Source organism: Algoriphagus boritolerans DSM 17298 = JCM 18970, assembly GCF_900108085.1.
GTDB lineage: Bacteria > Bacteroidota > Bacteroidia > Cytophagales > Cyclobacteriaceae > Algoriphagus > Algoriphagus boritolerans.
On sequence record NZ_FNVR01000013.1, the window covers coordinates 37,140 to 63,224 of the forward strand.

General features: G+C 42.4%; 28 protein-coding genes. 12 read left to right on the top strand and 16 right to left on the bottom strand.

Features of this window, described 5'->3' with window-relative positions; all coding sequences use genetic code 11:
- Nucleotides 1-2 precede the first annotated feature (2 nt).
- The 6 genes from C4S61_RS12405 to C4S61_RS12430 all read right to left on the bottom strand — a co-directional run bounded on the left by C4S61_RS12405 (nucleotide 3) and on the right by C4S61_RS12430 (nucleotide 5,043).
- Nucleotides 3-833: a type 1 glutamine amidotransferase gene (locus tag C4S61_RS12405; RefSeq protein WP_317046052.1), complete on the bottom strand. Its 831-nt coding sequence runs from the start codon at nucleotides 831-833 to the stop codon at nucleotides 3-5.
- A 40-nt stretch (nucleotides 834-873) separates the two neighbouring features.
- Nucleotides 874-1,992 (bottom strand): carboxylate-amine ligase, encoded by a 1,119-nt coding sequence (locus C4S61_RS12410; RefSeq protein ID WP_103925123.1) that lies wholly within the window; start codon nucleotides 1,990-1,992, stop codon nucleotides 874-876.
- Nucleotides 1,993-2,002: 10 nt separating this feature from the next.
- Complete coding sequence (locus C4S61_RS12415; RefSeq protein WP_103925124.1) at nucleotides 2,003-2,959, bottom strand: ATP-grasp domain-containing protein; 957 nt, start codon at nucleotides 2,957-2,959, stop codon at nucleotides 2,003-2,005.
- 25 nt (nucleotides 2,960-2,984) lie between these two features.
- Entirely contained in the window at nucleotides 2,985-3,698 is a 714-nt protein-coding gene (locus tag C4S61_RS12420) for an esterase family protein (protein WP_103925125.1), read from the bottom strand.
- A gap of 152 nt (nucleotides 3,699-3,850) precedes the next feature.
- Nucleotides 3,851-4,372, bottom strand: coding sequence for a hypothetical protein (locus C4S61_RS12425; protein WP_146064390.1), 522 nt, complete (start codon nucleotides 4,370-4,372; stop codon nucleotides 3,851-3,853).
- A 137-nt stretch (nucleotides 4,373-4,509) separates the two neighbouring features.
- Nucleotides 4,510-5,043 carry a gamma carbonic anhydrase family protein gene (locus C4S61_RS12430; protein ID WP_103925127.1) on the bottom strand — a complete coding sequence of 178 codons (534 nt, stop codon included), beginning with the start codon at nucleotides 5,041-5,043 and terminating at the stop codon, nucleotides 4,510-4,512.
- A gap of 139 nt (nucleotides 5,044-5,182) precedes the next feature.
- Here C4S61_RS12430 and C4S61_RS12435 point away from each other — a divergent pair, with 139 nt between their 5' ends.
- The 8 genes from C4S61_RS12435 to secG all read left to right on the top strand — a co-directional run bounded on the left by C4S61_RS12435 (nucleotide 5,183) and on the right by secG (nucleotide 13,256).
- Nucleotides 5,183-5,905: a YceI family protein gene (locus C4S61_RS12435; protein WP_103925128.1), complete on the top strand. Its 723-nt coding sequence runs from the start codon at nucleotides 5,183-5,185 to the stop codon at nucleotides 5,903-5,905.
- Nucleotides 5,906-5,968: 63 nt separating this feature from the next.
- Complete coding sequence (locus tag C4S61_RS12440; protein WP_103925129.1) at nucleotides 5,969-7,213, top strand: anthranilate synthase component I family protein; 1,245 nt, start codon at nucleotides 5,969-5,971, stop codon at nucleotides 7,211-7,213.
- Nucleotides 7,203-8,315, top strand: coding sequence for a DNA polymerase IV (gene dinB, locus C4S61_RS12445; protein ID WP_262495019.1), 1,113 nt, complete (start codon nucleotides 7,203-7,205; stop codon nucleotides 8,313-8,315). Before C4S61_RS12440 ends, dinB begins: the two co-directional genes overlap by 11 nt.
- Before the next feature lie 429 nt (nucleotides 8,316-8,744).
- Nucleotides 8,745-10,220, top strand: coding sequence for a tRNA (N6-isopentenyl adenosine(37)-C2)-methylthiotransferase MiaB (miaB, locus tag C4S61_RS12450; RefSeq protein WP_103925130.1), 1,476 nt, complete (start codon nucleotides 8,745-8,747; stop codon nucleotides 10,218-10,220).
- Nucleotides 10,221-10,281: 61 nt separating this feature from the next.
- Entirely contained in the window at nucleotides 10,282-11,568 is a 1,287-nt protein-coding gene (locus C4S61_RS12455; protein WP_103925131.1) for a sigma-54 interaction domain-containing protein, read from the top strand.
- Nucleotides 11,555-12,091, top strand: coding sequence for an LPS assembly lipoprotein LptE (gene lptE / locus C4S61_RS12460; RefSeq protein WP_103925132.1), 537 nt, complete (start codon nucleotides 11,555-11,557; stop codon nucleotides 12,089-12,091). The genes C4S61_RS12455 and lptE overlap by 14 nt, the downstream gene beginning before the upstream one ends.
- 30 nt (nucleotides 12,092-12,121) lie before the next feature.
- A complete protein-coding gene (locus C4S61_RS12465) occupies nucleotides 12,122-12,868 on the top strand; it encodes a hypothetical protein (protein WP_103925133.1) in 747 nt (248 codons plus the stop codon).
- Between the two features lie 10 nt (nucleotides 12,869-12,878).
- Nucleotides 12,879-13,256: a preprotein translocase subunit SecG gene (gene secG, locus C4S61_RS12470; RefSeq protein ID WP_103925134.1), complete on the top strand. Its 378-nt coding sequence runs from the start codon at nucleotides 12,879-12,881 to the stop codon at nucleotides 13,254-13,256.
- Between the two features lie 139 nt (nucleotides 13,257-13,395).
- On the opposite strand, the gene C4S61_RS12475 is transcribed toward secG, so the two are convergent.
- Nucleotides 13,396-14,103, bottom strand: a complete 708-nt coding sequence (locus C4S61_RS12475) for a hypothetical protein (RefSeq protein ID WP_103925135.1) — start codon at nucleotides 14,101-14,103, stop codon at nucleotides 13,396-13,398.
- A 228-nt stretch (nucleotides 14,104-14,331) separates the two neighbouring features.
- On the opposite strand from C4S61_RS12475, the gene C4S61_RS12480 reads away from it, so the two are divergent.
- The 3 genes from C4S61_RS12480 to C4S61_RS12490 all read left to right on the top strand — a co-directional run bounded on the left by C4S61_RS12480 (nucleotide 14,332) and on the right by C4S61_RS12490 (nucleotide 16,832).
- Entirely contained in the window at nucleotides 14,332-14,610 is a 279-nt protein-coding gene (locus C4S61_RS12480) for a co-chaperone GroES (protein ID WP_103925136.1), read from the top strand.
- Nucleotides 14,611-14,649: 39 nt separating this feature from the next.
- Complete coding sequence (gene groL / locus C4S61_RS12485; RefSeq protein WP_103925137.1) at nucleotides 14,650-16,278, top strand: chaperonin GroEL; 1,629 nt, start codon at nucleotides 14,650-14,652, stop codon at nucleotides 16,276-16,278.
- 200 nt (nucleotides 16,279-16,478) lie between these two features.
- On the top strand, nucleotides 16,479-16,832 hold the full coding sequence (locus C4S61_RS12490; RefSeq protein WP_317046053.1) for a response regulator: 354 nt from the start codon (nucleotides 16,479-16,481) through the stop codon (nucleotides 16,830-16,832).
- 50 nt (nucleotides 16,833-16,882) lie between these two features.
- On the opposite strand, the gene C4S61_RS12495 is transcribed toward C4S61_RS12490, so the two are convergent.
- The 4 genes from C4S61_RS12495 to C4S61_RS12510 form a co-directional block, all read right to left on the bottom strand.
- The gene (locus C4S61_RS12495) at nucleotides 16,883-18,028 is read right to left on the bottom strand and encodes a serine hydrolase domain-containing protein (RefSeq protein WP_103925139.1); all 1,146 of its coding nucleotides are present in this window, start codon (nucleotides 18,026-18,028) and stop codon (nucleotides 16,883-16,885) included.
- A 3-nt stretch (nucleotides 18,029-18,031) separates the two neighbouring features.
- On the bottom strand, nucleotides 18,032-19,540 hold the full coding sequence (locus C4S61_RS12500) for a S10 family peptidase (protein ID WP_103925140.1): 1,509 nt from the start codon (nucleotides 19,538-19,540) through the stop codon (nucleotides 18,032-18,034).
- Between the two features lie 108 nt (nucleotides 19,541-19,648).
- Nucleotides 19,649-19,864: an amidohydrolase family protein gene (locus C4S61_RS12505; RefSeq protein ID WP_103925141.1), complete on the bottom strand. Its 216-nt coding sequence runs from the start codon at nucleotides 19,862-19,864 to the stop codon at nucleotides 19,649-19,651.
- Between the two features lie 147 nt (nucleotides 19,865-20,011).
- The gene (locus C4S61_RS12510; RefSeq protein ID WP_160111240.1) at nucleotides 20,012-20,419 is read right to left on the bottom strand and encodes a GNAT family N-acetyltransferase; all 408 of its coding nucleotides are present in this window, start codon (nucleotides 20,417-20,419) and stop codon (nucleotides 20,012-20,014) included.
- 24 nt (nucleotides 20,420-20,443) lie between these two features.
- On the opposite strand from C4S61_RS12510, the gene C4S61_RS21845 reads away from it, so the two are divergent.
- Nucleotides 20,444-20,692 carry a hypothetical protein gene (locus C4S61_RS21845; protein ID WP_160111241.1) on the top strand — a complete coding sequence of 83 codons (249 nt, stop codon included), beginning with the start codon at nucleotides 20,444-20,446 and terminating at the stop codon, nucleotides 20,690-20,692.
- A gap of 1 nt (nucleotide 20,693) precedes the next feature.
- On the opposite strand, the gene C4S61_RS12515 is transcribed toward C4S61_RS21845, so the two are convergent.
- The 5 genes from C4S61_RS12515 to C4S61_RS12535 form a co-directional block, all read right to left on the bottom strand.
- Entirely contained in the window at nucleotides 20,694-20,975 is a 282-nt protein-coding gene (locus tag C4S61_RS12515) for a GNAT family N-acetyltransferase (protein ID WP_103925143.1), read from the bottom strand.
- A 165-nt stretch (nucleotides 20,976-21,140) separates the two neighbouring features.
- On the bottom strand, nucleotides 21,141-21,560 hold the full coding sequence (locus C4S61_RS12520) for a VOC family protein (RefSeq protein WP_103925144.1): 420 nt from the start codon (nucleotides 21,558-21,560) through the stop codon (nucleotides 21,141-21,143).
- 217 nt (nucleotides 21,561-21,777) lie between these two features.
- Entirely contained in the window at nucleotides 21,778-22,503 is a 726-nt protein-coding gene (kdsB, locus tag C4S61_RS12525; protein ID WP_103925145.1) for a 3-deoxy-manno-octulosonate cytidylyltransferase, read from the bottom strand.
- Between the two features lie 267 nt (nucleotides 22,504-22,770).
- The gene (locus tag C4S61_RS12530; protein WP_103925146.1) at nucleotides 22,771-25,224 is read right to left on the bottom strand and encodes a GumC family protein; all 2,454 of its coding nucleotides are present in this window, start codon (nucleotides 25,222-25,224) and stop codon (nucleotides 22,771-22,773) included.
- The gene (locus tag C4S61_RS12535; RefSeq protein WP_103925147.1) at nucleotides 25,221-26,057 is read right to left on the bottom strand and encodes a polysaccharide biosynthesis/export family protein; all 837 of its coding nucleotides are present in this window, start codon (nucleotides 26,055-26,057) and stop codon (nucleotides 25,221-25,223) included. The genes C4S61_RS12530 and C4S61_RS12535 overlap by 4 nt, the downstream gene beginning before the upstream one ends.
- Nucleotides 26,058-26,085 lie beyond the last annotated feature (28 nt).

Genomic DNA, 26,085 nt, shown 5'->3' on the forward strand with positions numbered 1-26,085 from the left:
AATCAAGTCAAAGAAGGCATATTAAGCATTTTTAGTTTTCGAATGGACTGCTCCAGAAAGTTAGGAACCAGCGTTTCGTTTGTTTTATAAATTTTATTTTCATCGACCAAATCTTCGAGCATGGTTCTAAACTTTGCTTTGCCTTTGAGTTCGATTATTTTTTCCCGCACCATGGGCTTTTTCAGATGCTCCAGAAAACTCACAGCATCTGCCTCCGGGTGAAACTGCGTCCCCACGATCTCATCAGAAAACCTAATACCCATAATCGCCCGCTCATATTCCACATGATTTCGGATTTTCTCCAAGGCAATGATTTTAGCCCCCAAAGCCTTGAATTTTCTTTTGTCGGGCTGTACCACCTGATAGTCTCTGGAGTCCACCGCCCAAAATGGATTTTCAAGATTTATAAAAAGGGGATCCTGAAGTCCTTCTGCTGTTTTATGGACAGTCATCACACCAAATGACGTGGATTTTCGCTTGGTGATTTTACCCAGACCAAAATGCTTACATGCCATCTGAAATGAATGACAGATCAACAGCAGTTGCTTTTTCTGGGCATGGTTCATATTCCAAATCCAGACTTGGTCCAAAAAATCATTATACATCAAATCCCAGTTGCCGTCTCCCTCGCATGGATTTCCAGGCCCACCCGTAGAGATGAACAAGTCGAAATTTCGGATGTCAGGAATTTCTGCTTTTCCCCTTACATCAAATTCACGATAACTAATTTCTTCAGAAAATCTGGAAAGGATGTCATGGATGCACCGCATTCCCTGATTGGGCTCGCCATCATACATATCCAAAATAGCCAGATTTACTTTTTTCTTTCCCACGGAACTTTTGCTTTTCGTTGGAACAAAGGTAATCAATCACTCAAATCCCCTCTGTAAACTTGCTTGTAATAAAATCCACTACCGCCTCCAGACTGCCTGTTTTTTCATATACATCTAGCTGCTGATCGGCACCGGTACCCCGTTCTAATATTTTGTGAACATAGTTGATCTCCTCTCTACTGCCTAACTCATCGACCACATCCTCCACAAAATCCAAAAGCTCCATGATCAATTCCTTGGTCGGGACTTCTATTTTCCTTCCAAAATCAATCAAAAGTCCATCGACACCATTTCGGGCCGCACGGAATTTATTCTCCCGGATCAAAGCGATCCGGTAGATATTAAAGCTGGTATTACTGAGTAATAACTTATACAATTTGGCTACCACGGCCTGAATCAAAGCTACGATGCAAATGGTCTCATCTACGGTGAGACACATATCGCAAATCCGAAACTCGATGGTGCTGAAAAAAGGATGCATGCGCAGATCCCACCAGATTTTCTTCGGATTATCGATACAATTTGTTTTAACCAAAATCTCCAAAAAATTATCATACGACTGCACCGAGTCAAAATACTCCGGGAGGCCCGTTCTGGGGAATTTGGCAAAAACTTTAGCCCGAAATGCTTTGAATCCCGTATTCCTTCCTTCCCAAAATGGAGAGTTGGTCGTCAACGCATAAATGTGCGGTAAGAAATAACAGGCCTGATTCATAAGCTGAAGTGCTGTTTCCCTGTTTTCAATCCCCACATGGACATGCAGTCCAAAAATCAGATTGGATCGGGCAATGTCTTTCAATTCATTGACGATGTCATGATAGCGCGGGTCATCGGTGATTTCCTGATCCTGCCATTTGGAAAAAGGATGGGTACTGGAAGCCCCCACCACCAAGCCTTGCACGGAAGCGAGCTCGAAGATTTTATTCCGGAGGAAAGCTACCTCCTTTCTAGCCTCGGCTACATTTTGGCAAATATTTGTCCCTACCTCCACCACGGATTGGTGCATTTCGGCCTTGACCTGTTCCTTTAGCGTAATTTTCCCTCCCTCCACTATCTTAGACATGTGAGAGCGAAGATCCCGCGTGACCGGATCAATAATCATGTATTCTTCTTCCACTCCCAAGGTGAATTGCGGGAGTTTTTTCGAAACATTTGCCATAATCTTGTTCTTAAAAACGTTTAGCCATTTCGACCGAATTTTTCATAAATGTTCCCCAAGTCAGGTTCATCTTCCCGGTTTTTTGGGCTTTGGCATAAGCTATCGCCATTTTTGCAGCTTCCTCTACCACCCAGTCAAAGTTTGCCTGACCTACCGAATTGATGTCCGCATCCGGGGCCGGATTGCCAAAATCAATGGCGTACGGAATCCCATCCCGCACCGCAAATTCAACCGTATTGAAATCATAGCCCAATCCCGTGCAAAGCTTGATGGTGTAATCTTTCACGGTATTGAGTAGCTTTTTGGAAGCGGGGGCTTTATCGACCACATAGCGCAAGTGATGCGGATTTCGGGGTTCATATTCCATGATTCTTACAGCCTTGCCTCCCAGGCAGTACACTCTGAAATATTCGTCAAAAAGGATTTCCTCCTGAAGCAGCATCACCAGTTGACCCGTCTCAGGATGTTTTTGGAAAAACTCCTCCTTATTTTCCAGCCTATAGACATGCTTCCAACCTCCGCCTGCATAGGGTTTCATGTAGGCTGGAAAACCCGTGTAATTGAAGATACCCTCCCAATCCAAAGGAGCGACCAGATTTCGGAATGACTTGGCTGTAGTATCATCAGGATGCTTGGCAGAAGGTAAAATCACCGTTTTGGGCAGAGGAACCCCAAGCTGATCAGCCAGACAATTATTAAAAAACTTGTCATCCGCACTCCACCAAAATGGATTGTTGATGACCGCAGTCCCCGTCAGGGCAGCATTTTTCAAATACGCTCTATAAAAGGGTACATCCTGAGAAATCCGGTCAATAATCACCGCGTATTCCGTCAGGTGATTTTGAATGACCTTGTCGATCTGAACGATTTCAGCTGTAATCCCCTTAGGAGCTAGTTGATTTACCCGCTCTATAAAAGCATGAGGAAACGTGTCCTCCATGCCGAAAAGTATCCCGATTTTTTTCATAATTATGTAGGCTAAAATTGATGTATTAATTGAATTGGATGGTAGATAAATAGTGTGGGAACATTTCTTTCCAAATCGGCCAATCGTGCTTCTTTTCATGGCGAACGTCAAACCAATGGGGCACACCCCGCTTTTCAAGGACATCATGAAGCTTGATATTCGCATCATAGCAAATATCCCAATTGGAAGTTCCGAGCACAATTTTCATGTTCCAAAGTTCATAGTCCTGTAAACCGGGGAGATATTCCAGCGGGCTGTTGAAGAAAATATCATCGTGCTGATAGCCATCCATGAAGCTTCGAATATCAAAAGCTCCACTCATACTGAACATATGACTGACATAGCCCGGATGCCTAAAAGCAAAATTGGCAGCATGATATCCGCCAAAACTACAGCCAGCCATTGCGACTTTGGAAACGGGAGTATTCAGGCGAATGCGCTCTACCACTTCATGGCAAATCATTTTATCATAAGCCACGTGATTTTGAATCCGCTGATGGGGATGAATTCCTTTGTGATAAAAACTCTGTGCATCATTGCTCTCAGGACAAAAGATCTGAATTAGCCCTTGCTCAATAAACCAATGCGCTGAACCAATCAGCCCCATGTCCCTATTTTCATGAAATGATCCTTTTGAAGTAGGAAAAAGAATCACAGGAAACCCCGCATGACCAAATACCAACATTTCGACATCCCGATGGAGATGAGGCGAATACCATTTGAAATATTCCTCCTTCATTAGATTACAATTTATTTTTTCAAAAAGGCCGTAAGTATCTCAACTGAAATAAATTTTGAGCAGCTACACGGGTTGCCTAAGTATTACCAAATACTAGTCAAAATTCATTGAAAAAAAAAAAAGTCACCGAATAAGCAGATGTGAAGGAACGGTTAATTTTTCTGTTCCGCTGAAACTGATTCAGCCTTGGATCGCTTGAAAAAGTGCAAAATCAACCCCAGAATAATGAATACAGCCAAAATTCCGATCATTACCCATTTGCTTGTGGTAAAAATCGATGCAAAAACTGCCACAGGTTCATTTCGTTCAGGAAATAACCTAAGCATGCTCAATACCGAAATATTTTCTAAAAAATCGAATACCATGATCAGGAATGGAATAAAAACCACCTGCTTTTTCTTCCAGATCTTAACTAAAATCCCTGAAAATAGTAAAAAGTAGATCACGAGATAAGGCATATCCAATGTCAGAATACCAAAGTGATAGCCTTCCCTTTCATCGGCATCTAATCGACCTAAAGCTTCGTAAGCCTCCTCCACTGAGTATCCAAACTTCAAATCGAGGGCATGTTCCTTTGGCATGAATGCACTCATTAGGAAATTAGTCATCAGGAATAACAGAAACAGCAAGAGAAGTATCCTCCACTTGCTTACAAATAGAAGAAAGGAATTCATGATAGGATGAATGAGCTGGGTTACGCCAGATAAGTAGAGGAAAAACTAAAAGAATTGCAAACTATTTTTTTTGTTTTTTACCCATTTCATGCTCAACATGAGCAATTTCCATAATCTCGCAAAATATAACCAAGTTCCTAAAGCTTAAATCCTGAGGCCTCATTTTTAAACCATTCCGAATACATCGGGTAGTTTTTGGCAGTTCTTAGTATTACCGCTTCCATCTCAGATCCAGTTGGCTTCATCTTTTTTGCAGGGACTCCTGCATAGATGGAGTTGGCCTCCACCACCGTATTTGCCAAAACTACTGCCCCAGCCGCAATCACTGCGCCCGAATGCACAACTGCCCCATCCATCACTATTGCACCCATCCCGATCAAGACCCGATCATGAATCGTGCAGCCGTGTACACAGGCATTGTGGGCGATGGATACCTGATTGCCAATATGAGTCGGCGATGTCTGAAAAGTACAGTGGATGACAGCACCATCCTGAATATTCGTATCATCCCCAATTCGGATTTCGTGCACATCGCCTCGGATTACTGCATTAAACCAAACTGTGCAGTTTTTGCCCATCACCACATCTCCCACAATGGTTGAATTCGGTGCAAGCCAACAATTCTCCCCTAAAACGGGGCTTTTGCCCCGGACTTCCATGATTAATGCCATTTTTGATTTGCTTTAGCTCCGGTAAAACTAATTGCTTACAGGATTTTAATTTTTTTTTCAAGTTCGTGAACTTTTTTGAAGGGCATTGGTTTGCGTGTATATACATACAAATTTTGAAAACCAATCCAAAAAAAGCACAATGAAATTAACCAAACAAATCGGACTATTCGTAGCAGCATCTATGCTAGCATTTGCATGTGGTGCACCGAGTGAAACTGTAGAGACTACAGAAGCGCAGGAAGTAGCTGAAGCTACGGGACAAACTTTGGCCTTGAAAACCGACGAAACAGTTATCGCATGGAGAGGCTACAAGCCAACCGGTCAGCATTTCGGTAAAATCCCCGCAACTACAGGTGAGCTGGTCGTAGCTGACGGAACTATCAAAGGTGGAACCTTCACTTTCGACATCACCGGGTTGACCATCGAAGACATGGAAGCTGGAACGGAAAACCATGGCAAACTTTTTAGCCATTTACAATCAGCGGACTTCTTTGATGCGGCAAATTATCCTACCGCTACCTTCGAAATCACAGGGGTGGAACCGTTCACTGCAGGTGACAAAGTGGAGGACAAAGAAGAATTCATTTCCGAAAACACTCCAAATTCAGCTAGTTCACTATCTCCTGAATCACCAACACACTGGATCAGCGGAAATTTGACGATGAGAGGAACCACCAAAAACATTAAGTTTCCTGCTGCAGTTACCATTGCCGATGGCACAGTAAAGGCCAAAGCAGGATTTAACATCGACAGAACTGCCTGGGGTCTTGCTTACGGTGACGAAGCCACAGCAGTTGACAAAGCAAAAGATCAGTTTATCTACAATACAGTCTCCCTGGTATTGGATGTAACTGCTCAATAAATACCAACTACCCAATGTCAAAAAAGAGGGATTCTTCGGGATTCCTCTTTTTTTTGTACCAAAATGAAATCCTATCCTTTTTTCTATTCGCTGTACTCCTCCCGATGGGAAGAAAAATTATGCCTTTGGGCCGATAAAAATTTCCGGTTTTTCGCTTTCACATCGGGAAATAATCACGTGTATCCTTCTCAGCCTTTTGATTCATTTTTTTTTGCAGGAAATAAAGAATTGTCCGAAAGTGAAATTTGGCAAACCGTCAAATTAAAAGTCGGAGTCATTGGATATGATTACAAGAATCGAATTGAAAAATTAAACAGTGACAACCTAGAATTTTTCCCCCTGCCCGAGCTTTGCTTTTTTGAGCCGGAATTAATATTCAAGCTGGATGCAAAAGGCATTTATTCGTCAAGCGAAATTCCCAAAGCTTATTTGAACGAAATAGAAGCCCAAATCCTTCCGGCTAATCCATCCCTATCCTGCCAAGTTTCTCCTCAGGTGACACGAGATGAATATCTCCGGAGCGTCCTCAACATCCAAAATGAGATTTTGGAAGGCAATACTTACGAAACGAATTTCTGTCAGGCATTTTCCGGTTCTTTTGCATCTTGGGCCCCAATCGCTGCGTTTTTCAGATTGAACGAACTTTCCAAAATGCCTTTTGCCGCATTATTCAAAGCAAAAAATCAATGGCTTCTGTCCGCTTCCCCGGAGCGATTTTTAAAAAAAACCGGTTCAAAACTCATTGCTCAACCTATCAAAGGCACTATAAAAAGAGGGTTAAATCCTGAGGAAGATGCCGAAAATCGGGAAAAATTGATTTCCAGCGAAAAAGAGCGGGCCGAGAATCTGATGATCACCGATCTGATGCGGAATGACCTTGCCAGAGTTTCGAAAACGGGTTCAGTCCGGGTAGAAGAACTATTTGGAATTTATCCCTTTCCACGGGTATTGCAGATGATCAGCACAGTGAGTTCTGAAATCAAGGATGTGGTGACTTTTGAAAATATAATCCGGGCAACTTTTCCAATGGGAAGCATGACCGGTGCCCCAAAGATCAGCACGATGAAGATCATTGAGCGGGAAGAATGTTTCAGGCGGGGCTGGTTTTCAGGAGCATTTGGATGGATAGATGAAAATGAAGACTTTGATTTTTCAGTCGTAATTCGATCTATCATTGCTGATTTGGAAGTAAAAAAGCTCTATTTTGGAGTGGGAAGTGCCATCACCATTGATGCCTCGGCAGAACAGGAGTATGATGAGTGCGAGCTGAAAGCCCAGGCCCTTTTTGAGTTGCTTCGTGGAAACTAACCAAGAAATCCCCCCTCCGATTCGCAAGATTATCCATGTGGACATGGATGCCTTTTATGCCTCTGTGGAGCAGCTGGATCATCCCGAGTGGCGAGGCAAACCCCTGGTCGTAGGAGGAAATGAAGCCCGAGGTGTGGTGGCCGCAGCGAGTTACGAAGCCCGGAAGTTTGGGATATTCTCAGCGATGTCTTCAGCCTTAGCGGCGAAAAAGTGCCCTCAGCTGATTTTCGCAAGACCTCGATTTGATCGGTACAAGGAGATTTCGAATCAAATTCGGGAGATTTTCCATGAATACACCGATTTGGTGGAACCGCTTTCGCTGGATGAAGCCTTTTTGGATGTGACTGAAAACAAAGTCGGGCTAAAGTCAGCAATTCTTATTGCAAAGCAAATCCGGGCAAAAATCAAGGAAAGAACCGGCCTCAATGCCTCCGCCGGAGTCAGCTACAATAAGTTTCTGGCAAAAATTTCCTCTGATCTCAATAAACCCAACGGTCAGGCGGTAATTTTGCCGGAGGAAGCCGAAGCTTTCTTGGAAAAACTTCCGATCGGTAAATTCTTCGGAATAGGGAAGGTGACGGCCGAGAAAATGCAAAGTCTCGGCATTCACAATGGCAAAGACCTCAAGGAATATTCGCTTCAGTTTTTGACCAAAAAGTTTGGTAAGTCTGGTCTTCATTACTACAACATTGTCCGGGGAATCCATCTTTCGGAAGTTCAGCCACATCGGGTCAGGAAGTCATTGAGTGCAGAAAACACCTTTGAAAAGGATCTGATAACACCTCAGGAATTAAAAGAAAACCTTCGTCCTGTTTTCGAGGAAGTGATCAAACGCATCGAGCGAAACGGAATAAAAGGACGTACGATCACCCTGAAAATCAAGCATTCGGATTTTACGCTTCAGACTCGCAGCCGCACTTTGGAACAATATCCGGATGAAGAAACATTCTGGAAAATCGCACTGGAGCTACTTCATCAGGAAGAAATAGAGCAGCCCGTCCGACTTTTAGGCTTAGGCATTTCCAACTTAAACATTACCGAGGAGCAGGTTCATTTCGGGGAGCAATTGAAGATTCCTTTTGAAAAATTTAGTCAGGGTTAGAATCCTTTGATGAAAGTTCGGCTTGGGTTTTTAGAAAAAACTTTTCTATCTATTCCACCAACTTGAGGGGATAATTCTTTTCAAACCACAAAGTCACATAGAAACAAAGTTTATTGGATTCAAGTCCATGATCTTTGTGGACTTTGATCCTTTGTGTTTTCTCTTTTTAAAACCACCTAGTCACCTGGTAAAACATAGAGAAAATGCTTAGGGTGTTCAAAACCTAGGTGATACTATGTTCCTCCTAGGTGGTGAATCAAATTAATGATGCTGGAAGTTTTTTTGTTAAAACCTTTCTAAGTTGATAAAATTACTTAACCAAACTGCCATTTTGTCCGCATTTTCGTAATTTCGCAACTTCATTGAATCCTTTTGGGTTTGATATGCTGCAAACACCGATTCTAGACCAGTTGACAAAAATTCCAGTTCATGGATCTGATTAAAGATATTGACATTATTTCTGTTGAGGAAGCGCAAGCCTGCGACTTCAAAACCACAGCAGACGAAAATACCGGTAAAACCAAAAAACTCTACATTGAGAGCTACGGCTGTCAGATGAATTTCTCTGATTCAGAGATCGTAGCTTCAATCATGAAGGAGAATGGGTTTGATACCACTTCTGATTTTGAGCAGGCAGATGTAATCTTTTTGAATACCTGCTCAATCCGTGAAAAAGCCGAACTTACGGTCAGGAAGCGACTTAGCCAATTCCAAAAGGCCAAGAAAAACAAGCCTGAGCTGACCATTGGAGTCTTGGGTTGTATGGCTGAGCGCTTGAAAGAAAATCTGTTAACCGAGGAAAAAATCGTGGATGTGGTCGTGGGTCCGGATGCCTATCGGGACTTGCCAAACCTGATTTCAGCGGCTGAAGATGGTGAAAAAGGCGTCAACACCTTCCTTTCCCGAGAAGAAACCTACGCCGACATCGCTCCGGTACGTTTGAATTCAAATGGTGTCACTGCCTTCATATCCATCATGCGAGGTTGTGACAACATGTGTTCCTTCTGTGTAGTACCCTTTACCCGTGGAAGAGAGCGAAGCCGTGATCCCTATTCCATTGTGGCAGAAGCAAAAGATCTTTTTGAAAATGGGTACAAGGAAGTGACACTTTTAGGTCAAAATGTAGACAGCTACAAGTGGTCTCCGGAAGAAAACAACAAAGCAAGACTTAACAAAAAAGAGGAAGAAGTAACTCAGGTAGTCAATTTTGCAAACCTGCTGGAAATGGTGGCCCGGGTCAGCCCTTACCTTAGAGTGCGATTTTCCACCTCACATCCCAAAGATATCACAGACGAGGTCTTACATACCATCAAGAAATACGACAACATCTGTAAATACATTCACTTACCTGTGCAAAGTGGAAATAGTCGCGTGTTGGACTTGATGAACCGGACTTACGATCGGGAGTGGTATCTCAACCGGGTTCAGGCTATTCGTGAAATCCTAGGTGAAGAATGTGGCATTTCTTCCGATATGATCGCTGGATTCTGTACCGAAACTGAGGAAGAGCATCAGGACACCCTTTCTTTGATGGACATCGTAAAGTACGATTTCTCCTATATGTTTTACTATTCCGAGCGACCGGGAACTTTGGCTGCCAAGAAATATGCGGATGATATTCCATTGGAGACCAAGAAAAGAAGGCTAGCCGAGATCATTTCCAAGCAATCAGAACTATCATTTGAGCGAAATAAACTGGATCTCCATCAGGAGCAATTGATCCTCATCGAGGGATTTTCCAAAAAATCCGATCAACAACTGAAGGGGCGAAATTCCGCCAACAAAGTCGTAATTATTCCGGCAGATCAAGTTAAAAAAGGCGATTACGTCCGGGTGAGAATTACGGAAGTTTCTCAGGCTACTCTATTCGGTGAGGTATTGGAAGTAAATCCTGTTTTGGCATGATCACACGAATGTCATTGCGAGCAAAGCAAAGTAATCTTTTCGCCGTAAAACCAAAATTTGCATGATCACACCTTCAGAAATTCAAAGTGTCAAGCAGCGCTTTGGTATCATTGGCAACAGCCCTCTGCTGAATCATGCGATCCAGGTAGCCATGCAGGCCTCTCCTACCGATATGACCGTATTAATCACGGGAGAAAGTGGTAGCGGGAAAGAGAGCTTTTCGAAAATCATTCATTCCCTTTCCCTCAGAAAGCACGGAAAATTCATCGCCATCAACTGTGGGGCAATTCCTGAGGGCACAATAGATTCAGAGCTTTTTGGTCATGAAAAAGGTTCGTTTACCGGCGCTTTTGAGTCTCGAAAAGGATATTTCGAGGTTACCGATGGGGGTTCAATCTTTTTGGATGAAATCGGAGAGATGCCACTAGGAACTCAGTCAAGGCTACTTCGTGTCCTGGAAAATGGAGAGTTCATCAAAGTCGGTTCGTCCAAAGTCCTCAAAACCAATGTCCGGGTTATCGCTGCCACGAATGTAAACTTGCTGAAAGCAGTGGAGAAAGGCAAATTCCGTGAAGACCTCTATTACCGATTAAATACAGTTCCGATTTACGTTCCGCCTTTGCGTGATCGAGGGGAGGATGTTTTACTCTTATTTCGAAAATTCACAGGCGACTTCTCTGAGAAGTATCACGTCCGTCCAATTTCACTTAATTCGGAAGCACAGGCATTGCTGCTCCGCTACCCTTTTCCCGGGAATATCAGACAGTTGAAGAACATTGCGGATCAGATTTCCCTGCTTGAAGAAACGCGTGAGGTCAATGCGCAGACGCTGTCCAAATACCTTCCCGCGAACCCCTCTCGACTACCCATGGCTTTGGGACACTCGACCTTTGGTGAATACACCGACTTCTCTGAGCGCGACATTCTGTACAAAGTCCTTTTTGACATGAAAAAGGACATGAACGACCTGAAAAAACTCGTCTTGGAATCCTATCAAAACGGGGGAATCAATTCCAACATCATGCAGAAGCATCAGGGGCTTTTTGAGGATTTGGATTCAGGATTTACCCAAAACGAATCAGTGGATAATAATTCGTCTTACAAGGTTCCTTTGGTCTTGGATTCCCAGAAAAATTCCGGGATGAACAATGAGGAGTACGAAGAGGACGTTATCGAAGACATCATTCATGAAGAAGACGATAATTCACTTTCGCTGGAGAAAAAAGAAAAAGAAATGATCCTTAAAGCACTTAGAAAGCACAACAATAAGCGAAAATACGCCGCGAGTGATTTGGGAATCTCAGAACGGACTCTTTACCGTAAAATCAAACAGTATGAAATTGTATAGGCTCTTCGTCCTTTTGGCAGGCCTTACCCTGTTTTTATTTCAATCCTGCTCGGTAAAGTACAGCTTTACTGGAACCAACATCAATTACGAACTGGTAAAGACCTTTTCGGTAGAAAACTTCTTCAATGACTCAGGCGGAGGCCCTGCCAACATGGAGCAACGCTTCACAGAAGCAATCAAGGAGTATTACCAGCGAAATACACAGCTTGAATTGGTGAGAAATAACGGTGATTTGCAGTTTTCTGGTGCCATCAGCACTTACTCTTTGACCCCACAAGCAGCAGTGTCCAGCGGCGATCCAAATCTACCCGATCGTGCCGGACAGATGCGATTGACTATTTCGGTAGCTGTAGATTACATCAACTTGAGCAATGAGGAGGAAAATAAAAAACAGAACTTCTCCTTTTTCAAAGATTATGATCCAAGAACCGTGACCTTGTTGGATGTGGAAAATGAGTTGGTAGAGGAGATATTTGAAGTAATCATCCAAGATATTTTCACTGCGACGGTTGCCAACTGGTAATTTTACTAACTTGAATACAAAACCCGGAAAGTGAACGCAACACAATTTCTTGAACTCATTCAAAAGGCCGATCACCTGGAAAAGTCTGATATTCTCCTGCTAAAAAAAGTACAGGAGAATTTCCCTTACTTTCAGATACCCCATGTACTGACCGCACGGTATGAATTTTTGAAAAGTGAAGGAACCGAAAGTCATTTCCTGGCTCAGGCAGCAGTTACCAGTCCTGATCGGATCTGGCTGAAAAAACTGATCGAGAAACCAATCCCTGAAGGTTTCAAACCTGATCCGGCAAAAGAAGACCTACTTCCCGAGGATCCGGAAAAGGAACACAATCCTGCATCGCGGACAGCCTCCCTGAAAAATCTAGGAATGCAATTGAAGGGGCAAGTCACCCCGGAAGAGCCACCGAAACCTGAAAAACCTGCAGCCAAAAGACGGAAGCCGCCCAAAGATGATCTCATCGAAACGATCAAGCGAAAGGAAAAGCGGGAAATCGTCGATTCCAAAAAGCAGGAACAGATCGATATGATCAAAGCTTTCAGCAAAAAGGAATTCAAGTTGGCAACAATCAAAGAAATCGAAGCCAATCAAAACACAGAAAATCTGGCTGAATCCAGTACCAAACTTAATAGTAATTTGCTCTCCGAATCCTTTGCAAGGATTTTAATCCAACAAGGCAAAAAAACAATGGCAAAGGAAATATATGAGAAGCTTGCCTTGAAGTTTCCGGAGAAAAGGACTTACTTTGCGGACTTAATTGAAAAACTGAAAGAATAATTAAAAACATATGTTTACTTTACTTATTACCATCATCTTAATCCTTGCCGTCTTGTTGATCTTGGTCATTCTTGGTCAAAATTCAAAAGGCGGTGCAGGTGCAGCATTTGGAGGCAGTGCTTCTCAGATTATGGGCGTGACCAAAACTGGTAATGTATTGGAAAAAGCCACTTGGGTTCTTGCTGTTTCTATCCTAGTGCTTTCCTTGGCTTCTTCTGCTTTCTACACCAGCAGCCAGCCTAACCAATTTTCATCTCCTAACATCGAAAGTGCAAAACAGCAGGTTGTAGCCCCGGCATTTGGTGAACCACAAATCACTGCTCCCTCAGAGGAGACTCCCGTGGAAAGTGACACCACTCCTGTAGAAAACGACACCACTGGAAACTAAACATTAGTTTTTAAGAAAAAAAAAAGTCTGATCTTGCGGTCAGACTTTTTTTTTATTCGTCCTTTGAGTGTCACTCCCAACAGAAATTCAGGGAGTAGGGACTCTTATGGTGGTCACAAGACAATCACAGAGGCAGTTATTATGAGACAGACTTTAGCAAAAGTCGCTTACTCAATGGAATCAAGGTCTCTTCGATCGGAAATACATACGGACTATGGACACGCCATGTCGCCGGATTTGGGAGTTCTTTTACTTCGCGAATTAGCTGCATTTTAAGCTTTTCCATCGTGTTGACGAGGTTTTTCTGAAAAATACCCAACAACCAAAAGGTAATACTTCTGAATTTTTCCCCTGCCAACTGAAGGATATTGGACTTGTACCGAAAGGCATGAACGTCTGCACTTGATTCTCTTGTAATCAGCACAAACCCCTCTCTGTTGTAGATCGGCACGATACCGACAGGTTCAAATTCCACTTGCTCTTCCACGAAATTATAAATGGATTTTCCCTCCTCGATTTGCTTCGAAATGCGGGGTAGCGCAAAGTCGGTGATTTGGGAGATTTCCTTCATTACTTCTCCATCCTCGACTTGGGGTTGGTAATAAAGCTGTGCCGTGTTGAGATCAATTCCATTCAGTGCTTTCGGAAAAAGTTTACTCAATTCGGTTTTGCCGGAGTTCAATTCATCCAAGACGCGATGATGATCTATCAGATCCGAAAGCATGGGATAGAGCTTGACGGCCTTAAACTCCCGATCAGCTTCCTGCAGATAGGCAAGCAATTGATATTTTTTGTATTCGAAATCGATCAACCCTTCGGTGACCCAGTTTTTAGGTAAGGTTCGCATAGGTGTTAATAGTTTGGTAACAAAATAATAATGAATTCTGACATTTTTTACATAGAGGAAAGAAAAATTGACAGACTTTTTTGACAAAAAAGTGAGGAGAGGTATCCCAAAATACTGACTTTTGCGGCCGATTTGTCAGCCTTTTGGACACAAAAGCCCTTGGCACAGGAAGTGCTATTAATGCAATAGCATTTTAATCTAAAATCTTACCTTAAACAATTTAATACTATGTCAAACGTGAACATCAAACCTCTTGCAGACCGAGTTTTGGTACAACCAGCTGCAGCTGAAGAGAAAACTGCTTCGGGCCTTTATATCCCGGACACTGCCAAAGAAAAACCACAAAAAGGCACTGTAGTCGCAGTAGGCAACGGAAAAAAAGATGAGCCCTTGACTGTAAAAGTGGGAGACACCGTTTTGTACGGAAAATATTCCGGCACTGAACTTAACGTGGAAGGCAAAGATTTCCTCATCATGAGAGAATCTGACATTTTCGCTATCCTTTAATCAATCAACCAGAATTATTAACTAAAAATTCTAAAAATCATGGCAAAACAATTGTTTTTCGATACAGACGCGAGAGATCGTCTGAAAAAAGGCGTTGATGCATTGGCAGACGCAGTAAAAGTAACTTTGGGACCAAAGGGTCGAAATGTAATCATTGACAGAAAGTTCGGTGCTCCAATGATCACCAAAGACGGTGTAACTGTAGCAAAAGAAATCGAATTGTCAGAGCCTATCGAAAACATGGGTGCTCAGCTCGTAAAAGAAGTGGCTTCCAAGACTGCAGACAATGCAGGTGACGGAACTACCACAGCGACTGTTTTGGCTCAATCTATATTCAACGTAGGTATCAAAAACGTGGCGGCAGGTGCAAATCCGATGGAACTCAAAAGAGGCATCGACAAAGCGGTTTCTGCCGTAATAGCCAGACTTAAGGAAAACTCCAAGCCCATTTCCACTTCAAAGGAAATCGCCCAGGTAGCAACCGTATCTGCCAACAACGACGAAGAAATCGGGAATATGATTTCTAACGCAATGGACAAAGTAGGCAAAGACGGTGTAATCACTGTGGAAGAAGCTAAAGGAACTGAAACCGACGTGAAAACTGTAGAAGGTATGCAGTTTGACAGAGGTTATCTTTCTCCATACTTTGTGACCAACACAGAGAAGATGGAAGCAGAACTGGATCAACCATTCATTTTGATCTACGACAAGAAAATCTCTTCCATGAAGGAATTGCTTCCTGTTCTTGAGCCTGTAGCTCAGATGGGTAAGCCTTTGCTTATCATATCTGAAGATGTAGACGGAGAAGCTTTGGCTACTTTGGTAGTGAACAAAATCAGAGGCGCTTTGAAAGTAGCTGCTGTCAAAGCCCCAGGTTTTGGTGACAGAAGAAAAGCAATGTTGGAAGATATCGCCTTCCTCACCGGCGGAACTGTAATCTCCGAAGAAAGAGGTTTCAAGTTGGAGAATGCTACAACTGAAATGCTTGGAAGAGCTGAAAAAATCAATATCGATAAGGACAACACCACTATCGTAAACGGTGCAGGTGATCCGGCTGCAATCAAAGGCAGAATCGCTGAAATCAAAGCTCAGATCGACAAGACAACTTCTGACTACGATAAAGAGAAGCTACAGGAAAGACTTGCTAAGCTTTCTGGTGGTGTAGCTATTCTTTACATCGGTGCTGCTACTGAAGTAGAGATGAAAGAGAAGAAAGACCGCGTGGATGATGCATTGCATGCAACCAGAGCTGCTGTACAGGAAGGTGTAGTAGTAGGTGGCGGTGTTGCACTGGTAAGAGCTGGTGACGCACTGATCAATCTCAAAGGTGACAACGAAGATCAGGAAACCGGTATCAACATCATCCGATTGGCAATCGAGTCTCCATTGAGAACAATCGTAGCAAACGCCGGTGGTGAACCATCTGTGGTGGTCAACAAGATCAGAGAAAACAAAGGAAACTTTGGATACAATGCAAGAACAGACGTGTACGAAGACCTGTTTAAGGCAGGTGTCATCGATCCTACTAAAGTGACTCGATTGGCACTGGAAAATGCAGCATCTATCGCCGCATTGCTATTGACTACCGAATGCGTAGTGGCAGACGTAAAAGAAGATGCTCCAGCTATGCCTCCAATGGGTGGCGGAGGAATGGGTGGCATGATGTAATCCAAATTCCATCAAAAATTAAAGGAGATCCACTTGGGTCTCCTTTTTTATTGACCTGATTTTAAGCACTTGTATTTTCTTAAAAATAAAAAGCATGTAAATCCTTTTCTATGGCGAAGGAATAATTGTATTTTGGAGTACTAACACAATCAAACTACTGACTTGAAATTTTAATGATCTGCTTTGATGTAATTTTTTTAGTGGACGATGACCCTATCAATAACCTGATCAATAGGAGACTTTTGGGAAAAACAGGAATTGGAAATGAAATAAAGGAATTTCTAAGTGCTGAAGAAGCTCTTGAAAAAATCAAGTTACTTCCACCTGAAAGTAGTCTGTTAATTTTCCTGGATATCAATATGCCTGTGTTGAATGGGTGGGAATTTCTTGATGCCTATGCTGAATTATTCCCTTTCAGAGCAGATACTATCGTTATCCTTTCCAGTTCCATTGACTATCAGGACAGACAAAAAGCCTTGGAATATCCTATAGTTTCCGGATTTTTAGAAAAACCGCTTTCTTTAGAAAAAATTGACAATCAGTTTAACAGATGATTAAATTCTGAACAAAACTGAACCAAATCCTAAGCCGGAACAGGGAAAAATCAATTCCCCTGAATAGTTGGCGTCATCACTTTTGACAGTCGCTCCCACAGCTGCCGAACCAAAAAAGCCGGAACTGGAAGCTCTCCCGGGGCACCACCCATTCGGATAATCACCAGATTTTGAGAAGGGATCACCATTAAAATCTGCCCATTCTTACCCATGGCCTGATACATATCTGCCGGGGCCTGGGGAATCAACGATCCTGAAATCGGAGATTTCAATTCCGGCAACAAATAAGAACTCTTGCCATTTAACCAAGTGAGGTATCCATAGCTTGGATTACTATTTTGGGAAGATTCCGTCATTTCATCAAAATAATCACCAGACCAAATTTGATTCCCATCCCACTTTCCCTTCCCCAAAAGCAACAAGCCAAATCGGGCAAAAGATCTGGCATCGGAGTAAAACACAGTGTTTAATCCGGATTTTTGCCAAAAGCCCTTCATGCCGATTTTATTTCCCAGTTTCTCTTTAAAATACGTTTGGAAATCCATCCCGCTGGCATTTACCAGCACTTGCACGAGCATAGTATAGGTCGCGTTGTGATAACTCCATTTGGTCCCGGGCTTGGAGTGGTATTTAAAATTTGAAGGAGAAAAATCATCCAAATTTGAAACTTTATCATCGATTCCTGTAGTAAGCGTCAGGTGATGTTTCAGTCTGATTTTACGCTCTTGCTTAGCCGGCATGGAAGTCCATCCCGGGCCAAGAAATTTTTGAGTACGGTCATTGATACTGAGCAGCTTTTCCTGTTGGGCTAAGCCTACCATTGCCGCAGTAAGGGTTTTGCCTGCCGATGCCCAGTACCAATACGAATTTTGGTCCATCTCCCCCACTCCGGTGAGTTTACTGCCCCAGTATTCCTCCACCACTATTTTCCCGTCCTTCAAAATGAGAAATGCACGGGTGTCTTGTGTCGGAAGCCAAGCGAGCATTTCTGCAAGTGCATTCTGATCCCATCCAAGCTCCGCCAGAGGTAATTTCTCCCAGATTGAAGATTCATTTGGGGGGAAATATAAACCCGTGTTTGCGCTTGACTTTGCACTTTGGGCTTCTGCTTCCTGCCATTTAAGAAGAATGAAACCTAAAACCAGAAGGGGGACTAGCGTATTTCTAACCAGGAAAGGCAAGGGGTTTTGTGTCATCTGTTACTTTCTCTGGGTGTCCTCGATAAATTTCTTCAAATCCTCACGGAAGAGCTTGGCTGAAGGCAAATGCGTATACATCATGTGACCTGCTTCATAGTAGGTCATGATGATCCTGTCTGTAGCTGACTTAGGCAAATCAAGGTGGGAAATCGAATGCTCAATAGCATAAAATACCGTAGCCAAATCATAATACCCGTTCATGATTAACACCTTGACATTTGGATCTTTGCTGAGGGCCTCTGCCATATCCGGCAAAGTGGTCACTGCCGCATCTGCGCCCCAAAAACTATTGCCCTGATGTTTCCAATCCCACTTAAAACCTTCCTTAGCGTAGGCAGAAGTCGAATAAAGCAAATCCTTACTCACATTCAGACTGCCATGGAAGTAATCAAGGAAACCCATTGTATAGGCCGGTGAAATGGCGTCGCTTTGAGGATCGGTAAAGGAGTCCATAGACATGGGATCAATATTGATTCCCTTATATCGCGAATCCAAACGTCCTACCGTTTCGCCAGTGCTGCGGAGTAATTCCTGGAAATATTCCCCGGCATTAATTTTAAGATTGGCACGCTTCCAGATCTCGGCAGAAATACCGGTGAACTTCTCCAGTTTCCCTGCGATCTCGGACTTTTCTGTTTCAGTGATCCGATTGCCTTTGAAAAGAGCCGGAGAATACTCCTTCTCTGTAAACGCTCTTACCTCCTCGACAAATGCAGGAAGGTCTGATCCCTTATTGGTGATCTTATCATGATACCAGCTTGTGGCAGCCATGGTCGGAAGATAGAAGATGTAAGAAAGATCTTCATTTGGAGCGAAGAATAAGCTTCGCAAATCAAAAACGGAAGAAACCATCACGACTCCATTAAGCGCGTAGCCTTGATTGAGCAGGTAACTCATAACTCCGGCATTTCGGAAAGTACCATAACTTTCTCCCAAGATATATTTAGGAGAATTCAAGCGATCATGCGCTTTCAAAAACTGCATGATAAACAAACTCACACTCCGAATATCCTGATCCACTCCCCAAAAATCCTTTCCTGTGGCCTCCCCGATGGGAACACTTAATCCCGTCCCGACAGGGTCCATCATGACTACATCCGCTATATCCAAAACAGAAAACTCATTATTGACCAATTCATACGGGGCAGCCCCATTGTAATTAGGATCATCTACCACAATCCGTTTTGGCCCCATGATTCCTATATGAAGCCAATAGGAAGATGAACCCGGCCCGCCATTATAGGCAAAAATTATGGGACGGTTTTTCTCCGGATTTTCCTTGAAGTAGGCTGTAAAACCAAAAAGTGCGATGGGTTTGTTGTTCTCATCTTTGAGCTCCATGGTCCCGGCTTTTGCATTTAAGCTGATGGTTTTCCCGTCAATGGTCACTGATTGCTTGGACTCAAAAACCTGTGCTTTCAGCTGAGGGGAAGTAAGGGAGTCTTTTTTTTCTTGCGCAAAAACGAAGTTAGAAAGCAAGAGAAAAAGGAGGAAAAATCGATTTTGCATAGGGGTTAGATTTTGGTGGTTGGATATGAATTTTCAATTTCCAAATTCAATTATCAATTTTCAAGTAATGATCTCACCTGAATTTGAAAATTGACAATTGAGAATTGATCATTGCTTAAAGATTTTACCAGCTTTCATCACAAAGATGACATCTTTCATCACTTTGATATCTTTCTCGGGATTACCGGAAACGGCAATGATATCAGCTATTTTTCCGACCTCAATTGTTCCAGGCTTATCTTCAATTCCCAATAGCTGTGCCGCATTCAAGGTAGCGGACTGAATGGCTTCCAGGTTTGGCATAGCGACTTCAGTCATGTACATAAACTCCCGGTAGTTTTCCCCATGAGGAAAGTAAGTTAATTAATATTGGTGATTGAAAAACAGAAAGTCAGAAAGCTAAAGTCAGAAAGCTAAAGTCAAAAAGCTGAATTTTTTTAGATTTCATACTACATACTTCTGACTTGAGACTTACCGGAGTTGTTCTTCGGGTTTTAGCTGGTAGCAATGCTCATGGGGTTTGAAACCCAGTTTTTGATAGAATGGCTCGGCATCCTCCGCCGCAAAGAGAAATAAACGTGCTTCCGGTGCAAGGCTTCGTGTGAACTTGAGAATTTCACGCCCCACTCCTTTCCTCTGAAAATCTTTTGCTACGGCCAGATCAGCAATAAAACATCGGTAGCAGTAATCCGAAAGCCCTCGAAGAAACCCGATCAGTTCGCCTTCTTCACGGGCAGTAACAAGCAAATTAGAGCCTTGAATCATTCGCTTAAGATGATCCGGGTCGTGCATAGGTCGACGTTTTCCCAAGCCGGAGCTGTTAAGAATAGAGATGTATTCTTCAAGCCTCAGATTCTTTTCAACTTGGAGCGAAATCATTACTTTTAGAGAAAACCGGATACAATGACAGGCGGTGTGGGATTTAGTAAGCAAGCAAGTCAGTCTTTCGAGGAGAATCATCACCTGGGCAAAATCCGTCCAAAATCCACTTATACCAAAGGTAGCAGGAATTTGGAAAAAGCCGATTCAAAGGCGCTATCGGAGGCAATTGATCACCGGAATGAACGAAAAACAAATTTAAAAAAGAGCAGACTTCTTGTTTTTTTGATCGTCATTCTCGCTGTATTGGCTCTTACTTTTTACTTCCTTTAAATCAATTTAACACATCCTGTAAATCAGCTCTTTTGTTGAAAGAGGCTTTTGCAAAAGGACAAAGCGGAATGACTTTGAGTCCTTTTTCACGGACAAATGAAACAAGGGCTTCAAGCAATTTTGCTCCGACACCTTGGCCTTTTAGGCTTTCATCCACCTCCGTGTGTTCAATGATCATTTTTTGTGGACCTGCCATCACATAGACCATTTGGGCTAGATATTTTCCACCTTCTACTATAAAAAATGAGCCTTTTCTGCCGTCAAATTGATGTTGAATTTTCATAAGGTTAAGGAGATTGCTGAACCGATGATTTGACTAATTGTGAATTATCCAAGAGTTCGAAATTCATAAATCGAAGTTAGTGGTATCGAAAGTTTTTGGCTCTTGCCTCTTGTTTCTTGATTCTAAATCTTGATACTTACGTCTTGATACTTAATACTAAATTTCTCAACTAATCGTTCTTCCTTCCGTCAATTTATCATAGACCTCATCATTTGGCTCCCAAAGTTCGATGCTGTGACCATCTGGATCCAGGATGTGAACAAACTTTCCGTATTCAAAGATTTCAATTTCATCCAAAATGGTCACCCCTTCTGCTTTCAGTTCAGCTACCAGTTCCTCAAGGTTTTCTACGCGGTAATTGATCATAAAGTCTTTCTCAGAGGGCTTGAAATAATTGGTATCCGCATTCATCGGAGACCATTGAGTGAAGCCTTTTTGTTCGGGGTTTTCACTGCTTCGCCATTCAAAAGCTGTCCCATAGTTGTCGGTATTCAAACCTAAGTGATTTTGATACCAAGACTTGGTGGCATTGGGATCTTTGACTTTGAAGAAAATCCCTCCGATTCCAGTGACGCGTTTTTTCATGGGTTTGTTGATTTGGCTACTTGTTGGATGACTGATGCTTCGGCTCCGCTCAGCACAAGTGTCTGATGTTGAATTATTGGTTAATCGTTGAATTGTTCAAGGTTCAAAGTTCAGCGTTCAAACTTTCCTAGCTGCGGATCCGAAAGCTTTTAGGCCTTACTTCTATCCTCTGCTTTTTGAATCTTATCCTGATACTTGTGGCTAAATACCAGATACTTCAAAGAATGCTTTTCAGGAAATTCCTGGCTCGATCCAAATCCTCCTTGGTATCGATGGCGATGGCCTGATGGGAGGTTTCGACCATTCGGATTTTTACCCCCTTTTCTACCAAACGAAGTTGCTCCAACATCTCGATTTGTTCCAGGCGACTTTTTGGCCAGGAGGTAAACTCTATCAAGAGTTCTCGGGTGTAAGCATAAACCCCGATATGCTTCCAGTAAAAAATGTCATCATTCCTTTCGCGATTGAATGGAATTGGTGATCGGGAAAAATAAATCGCATTCATTTTTTCATCCACTACGACCTTGACCGCATTGGGATTGTAAGCTTCGTCCTCAGGAATCCGACACATCAGGGATGCCATTTTCACCTTTGGTCTTTCAAAGGCAGCAACCAGGTCTTTTAGAGACTTGGGATCTTGGAAAGGTTCATCCCCTTGCACATTCACAATCAAATCCGCATCCACTACCTCCAGGGCTTCTGCGATTCTATCAGAGCCAGACTCATGCGGTTTGGAGCTAAAAAACACTTTACCCCCCAAATCCAAAACCTGTTCACGGATCTGTTCATGATCAGTCACCACCCAAACCTCATCAAAAACCCCTGTGGCAAGAGTACTTACATAGGTTCGCTGGATAACTGAAATTCCGCCCAAGTCTTGGACCAGTTTTGCCGGAAGTCGGGTCGAACCGTACCGGGCGGGAATGAGCGCTGCTATTTTCATTTTCTTACCACAAGCCTATTAAAGTTCATAATCTTTCAGAATCCTGCATGCTAAAAATAGGCTCAATTCAGCTAAGCCCTTCTATTTTATGGCTATGCAAAGGGTAAATAATCATTTTAGTTGATTTGGTTGCTCAAAGCTCAAATTCTCAAAATTGGTCTAAAAACTGTAAGTTAAAAACCTCCATGTAATTTAGCAGTTCCGAATACATCGCAATCAGATTTGTTATCCTTGGGAATTATCCGATTGAAACCTGCGGAAACCGGGTCAAACTCGAAACTTGGATAAAAGCTTACTTAACCACTCAGACTTTTTTTGTTTATCTTCCCGATCGTAATAAGTATCGGTGTATTCATTTTTTCTCATGTAAGAGTAATTATACCCATAACCATAATTATATCCTCCAAAATCATATACGTCTACCCCGGCTTTAATTCCGTTGAACACCGCATAAATATTATCCAGCTGGTCATTGGCATAAAGGTCATTTATCATCAAAAGGTATCTCTTGTGAGTATAATCCTGGCGAACGATATACAAATTAACATCTGAAAAACGCATTAAATCCATCGTTTCCGATACAAGTCCAATAGGCGGGGTATCCAAAACAACAATATCAAATTCATCATCCAATGAAATTAAAAATTCACTCATTTTTTCTTTCAAAAGTAGTTCGGCAGGATTGGGTGGAATCGGTCCTGAAGGAACCACGAACAAATTTTCATACGCAGTGGGAACGATGATTTCATCTCTTGTAGCTTTATCTACCAAAAAATTTGAAAGACCTGTCTGCACAGAAACACCTACATAATCAGATAATTTGGGCCTTCGTAAATCCAGTCCAATCAGACAGGTCTTCTTCCCGCTCAAAGCCATTGCTGCGGCCAGATTAATACTTACAAACGTCTTTCCTTCCCCGGAAACAGAAGAAGTGACCAGTATCTTTTTGCATTTTTTCTCACTGGAAATGTAAAAAAGTGCGGAACGTAATGATCGAAAGGACTCGGCAACCATGGACTTGGGGTGTTCGGCCACGAGCATATTCGTATCCTTGGTACTGAATCCAATTGTACCCAAGAGCGGTATTCTCAATACATTTTTGAGTTGGATCTGATCAACAATCTTATTGTTGAGATAATGGTATAAAAGCAAGAGAACCAAAGGAATAATAAAGCCCAGTCCAAAAGCCAATCCATAATTTTGAGCCTTTTTGGGGAAAATCAAATTTCCCCGTCTCGCATAATCCAATACCGAATTATCCGAAATATTGGATGCTCTGGCAATGCCTGCTTCCGCTCTTTTCTCCAACAGATAATTATAGAGGTTTTCTCTGAGTTTAAACTCTCGATTTAAGGCCATAAAATCAGACTCTGCTTGTGGGAGCGTAGCAAAAATTTGATCTTCACTGTCCAGCTTCGCTTTTGCCTGAGCTTTTCGATCTGTGGTATTAATTACCAGGTTATCAATATTTTCAAAAATATTTTCCCTCAATTTGGTAATCTGCTCATCCAGTTCTTTGACATTTGGGTGGGTTTCATTCACCACGGCGAGCATTTTTCTCCGCTCCAGGGAAACATCCACTAATTTGGAGACCAGCCCATTCAACAATCCATCAGAAATACCTACCAAAGATGGGGCAAGGATGTCCGAATAGTCTTTCCCCTTTTCCACCAGGTAGCGCTGAAGTGCCTGATAATACTGAAGTTCAAAATCTATTTTCTGAATTTGATCTTCCAGATTTTGAATATTGCCGAGTACTCCTCCAAATTCGGAACTGACGTCCATCAGTTTATTCTTAACCTTAAAATTGAGCATCTTACGTTCCACAAACTTTAAGGAATCCTCTACTATATTTAACTGCTCGTCCAAAAACCTGAGTGTGTTTTCGGTCATCTGATTTTTCTCCTTGAGGTTGTATTCGATGTAGGAGTCCATTAACGCATTGACGTAATCTCTTCCTTTTTCCACCACTTTCGTGGTCATACTTACCTGTAAGACTGTACCATAACTATTTATGGGTCTGACCAGTATGGACCTGGAATAGTCGTCAATCACTGAAATCGGATTATGGATCACGAATGAAAGCTGATCGCCATCTCTCATCCCTTTAACTTTGTTGACAACAAACCTACTTTGACCCGACTCAACCGTTTCACCAAATCGAAATCTGCGATTGAGAATCGCATCATCCACCGGTCCATCGGCCTTCGCTTTCAAAAAGTCGAAAAATCCGGATTCCTCTTTTGATAAAATAAATTCATCCTCATCCAATGCCGTGAGCGTTATTTCACCCATCTCCATTTGTGGAAAATCGGGATCAACTTCCACTTTAATGGGGGACTTGTCGTACAATTCGATCTCTTTGATATTGGTGGAGGCATAATAAGACACATTAAAATGCAAGTTCCTTAGCGCTTCCGTGGCCAAATTTTTAGAGGTCAAAAGAAGGATGTCATTTTCAAGATTATTCGTGCCCGAAAAAATATTTGATCGGTCTAGAATCCTGACTTCGGGGGAAGAATTGGTCTTAATCAGAATGCTTCCCTGCACCTCATACTCTTCAACTGAATACCTGTGAAAGAGAAAAACAAGGATGATTCCCAAAAAAATACAAGTCAGGTACAGTGGCCAATACCTGGAATATTTTATCAAGTAGTACTTGATATCAATGGGCTTGACCTCATCCTGGAATTTTGAAATATCTATCTTTCCGTCAATCATAAGTTACCTGTCACCAAGGCAATAATCAAAAACACAGATGAAGTTACTGAAATTATTAAACCCAAGGATGAGGTTAAATTGTCAGCATTGCCAAATTGCCTAATTTTCATCGGTTCCAGGTAGAGAATATCGTTGGGCTGAATAAAATAGTACGGAGAGGCTAGAATTTGTCTGTCGTTGAGGTTGATCTGATGGATTTTAGTCCCCTTGTCATATTGTCTTATTATAAAGAGCTTATTCTTTTTGGCCAGAATGTTTGATTCTCCTGCAATTGCCAGGGCATCAAATATTGTGGCTCTGTTTTTCAAAATAATCTGAGTTCCCGAATTGCTAAACTCGCCCAATGCCGTAAATCTTATCCCGCCGATTCTGAGTTTTACGAATACTTCTTCTTTAAAAAATTCATTTATAGCCGCCTGAACCTTATTTTGAGCCTCCTCCTCTACCATCCCTCCAATTAAAATCTTCCCAAGTTGTGGCAGTTCAATATATCCTTCCTGATCGATGGAGTATCCTGTAAAATAAAATATATCAGAAGCTCCGCCACCACCTCCCCCGCCACCACGCATAGACCTTGAACCCTGATATTCAAAAGCCTTGATCAAATCCTCGTTACTTGAAGCAAAATCAATACTCACAATATCAAAGGGTTGGAGCACATACTTATAATCCACCTCTGCATAGGGAATATATTCATCCAAGCCTATTTCGACATTGCCGGGAAGATTTTGCAAGTAGGTGATTCGTTTATTTGAAATACAAGACTGAACTAACACCAGAGTCAGACCTAACCCCAGTCCCTTCAAAATCAAATATTTTACTTTTTCCAGCATTAAAATTTCAATCTTACTGTGTAAATCA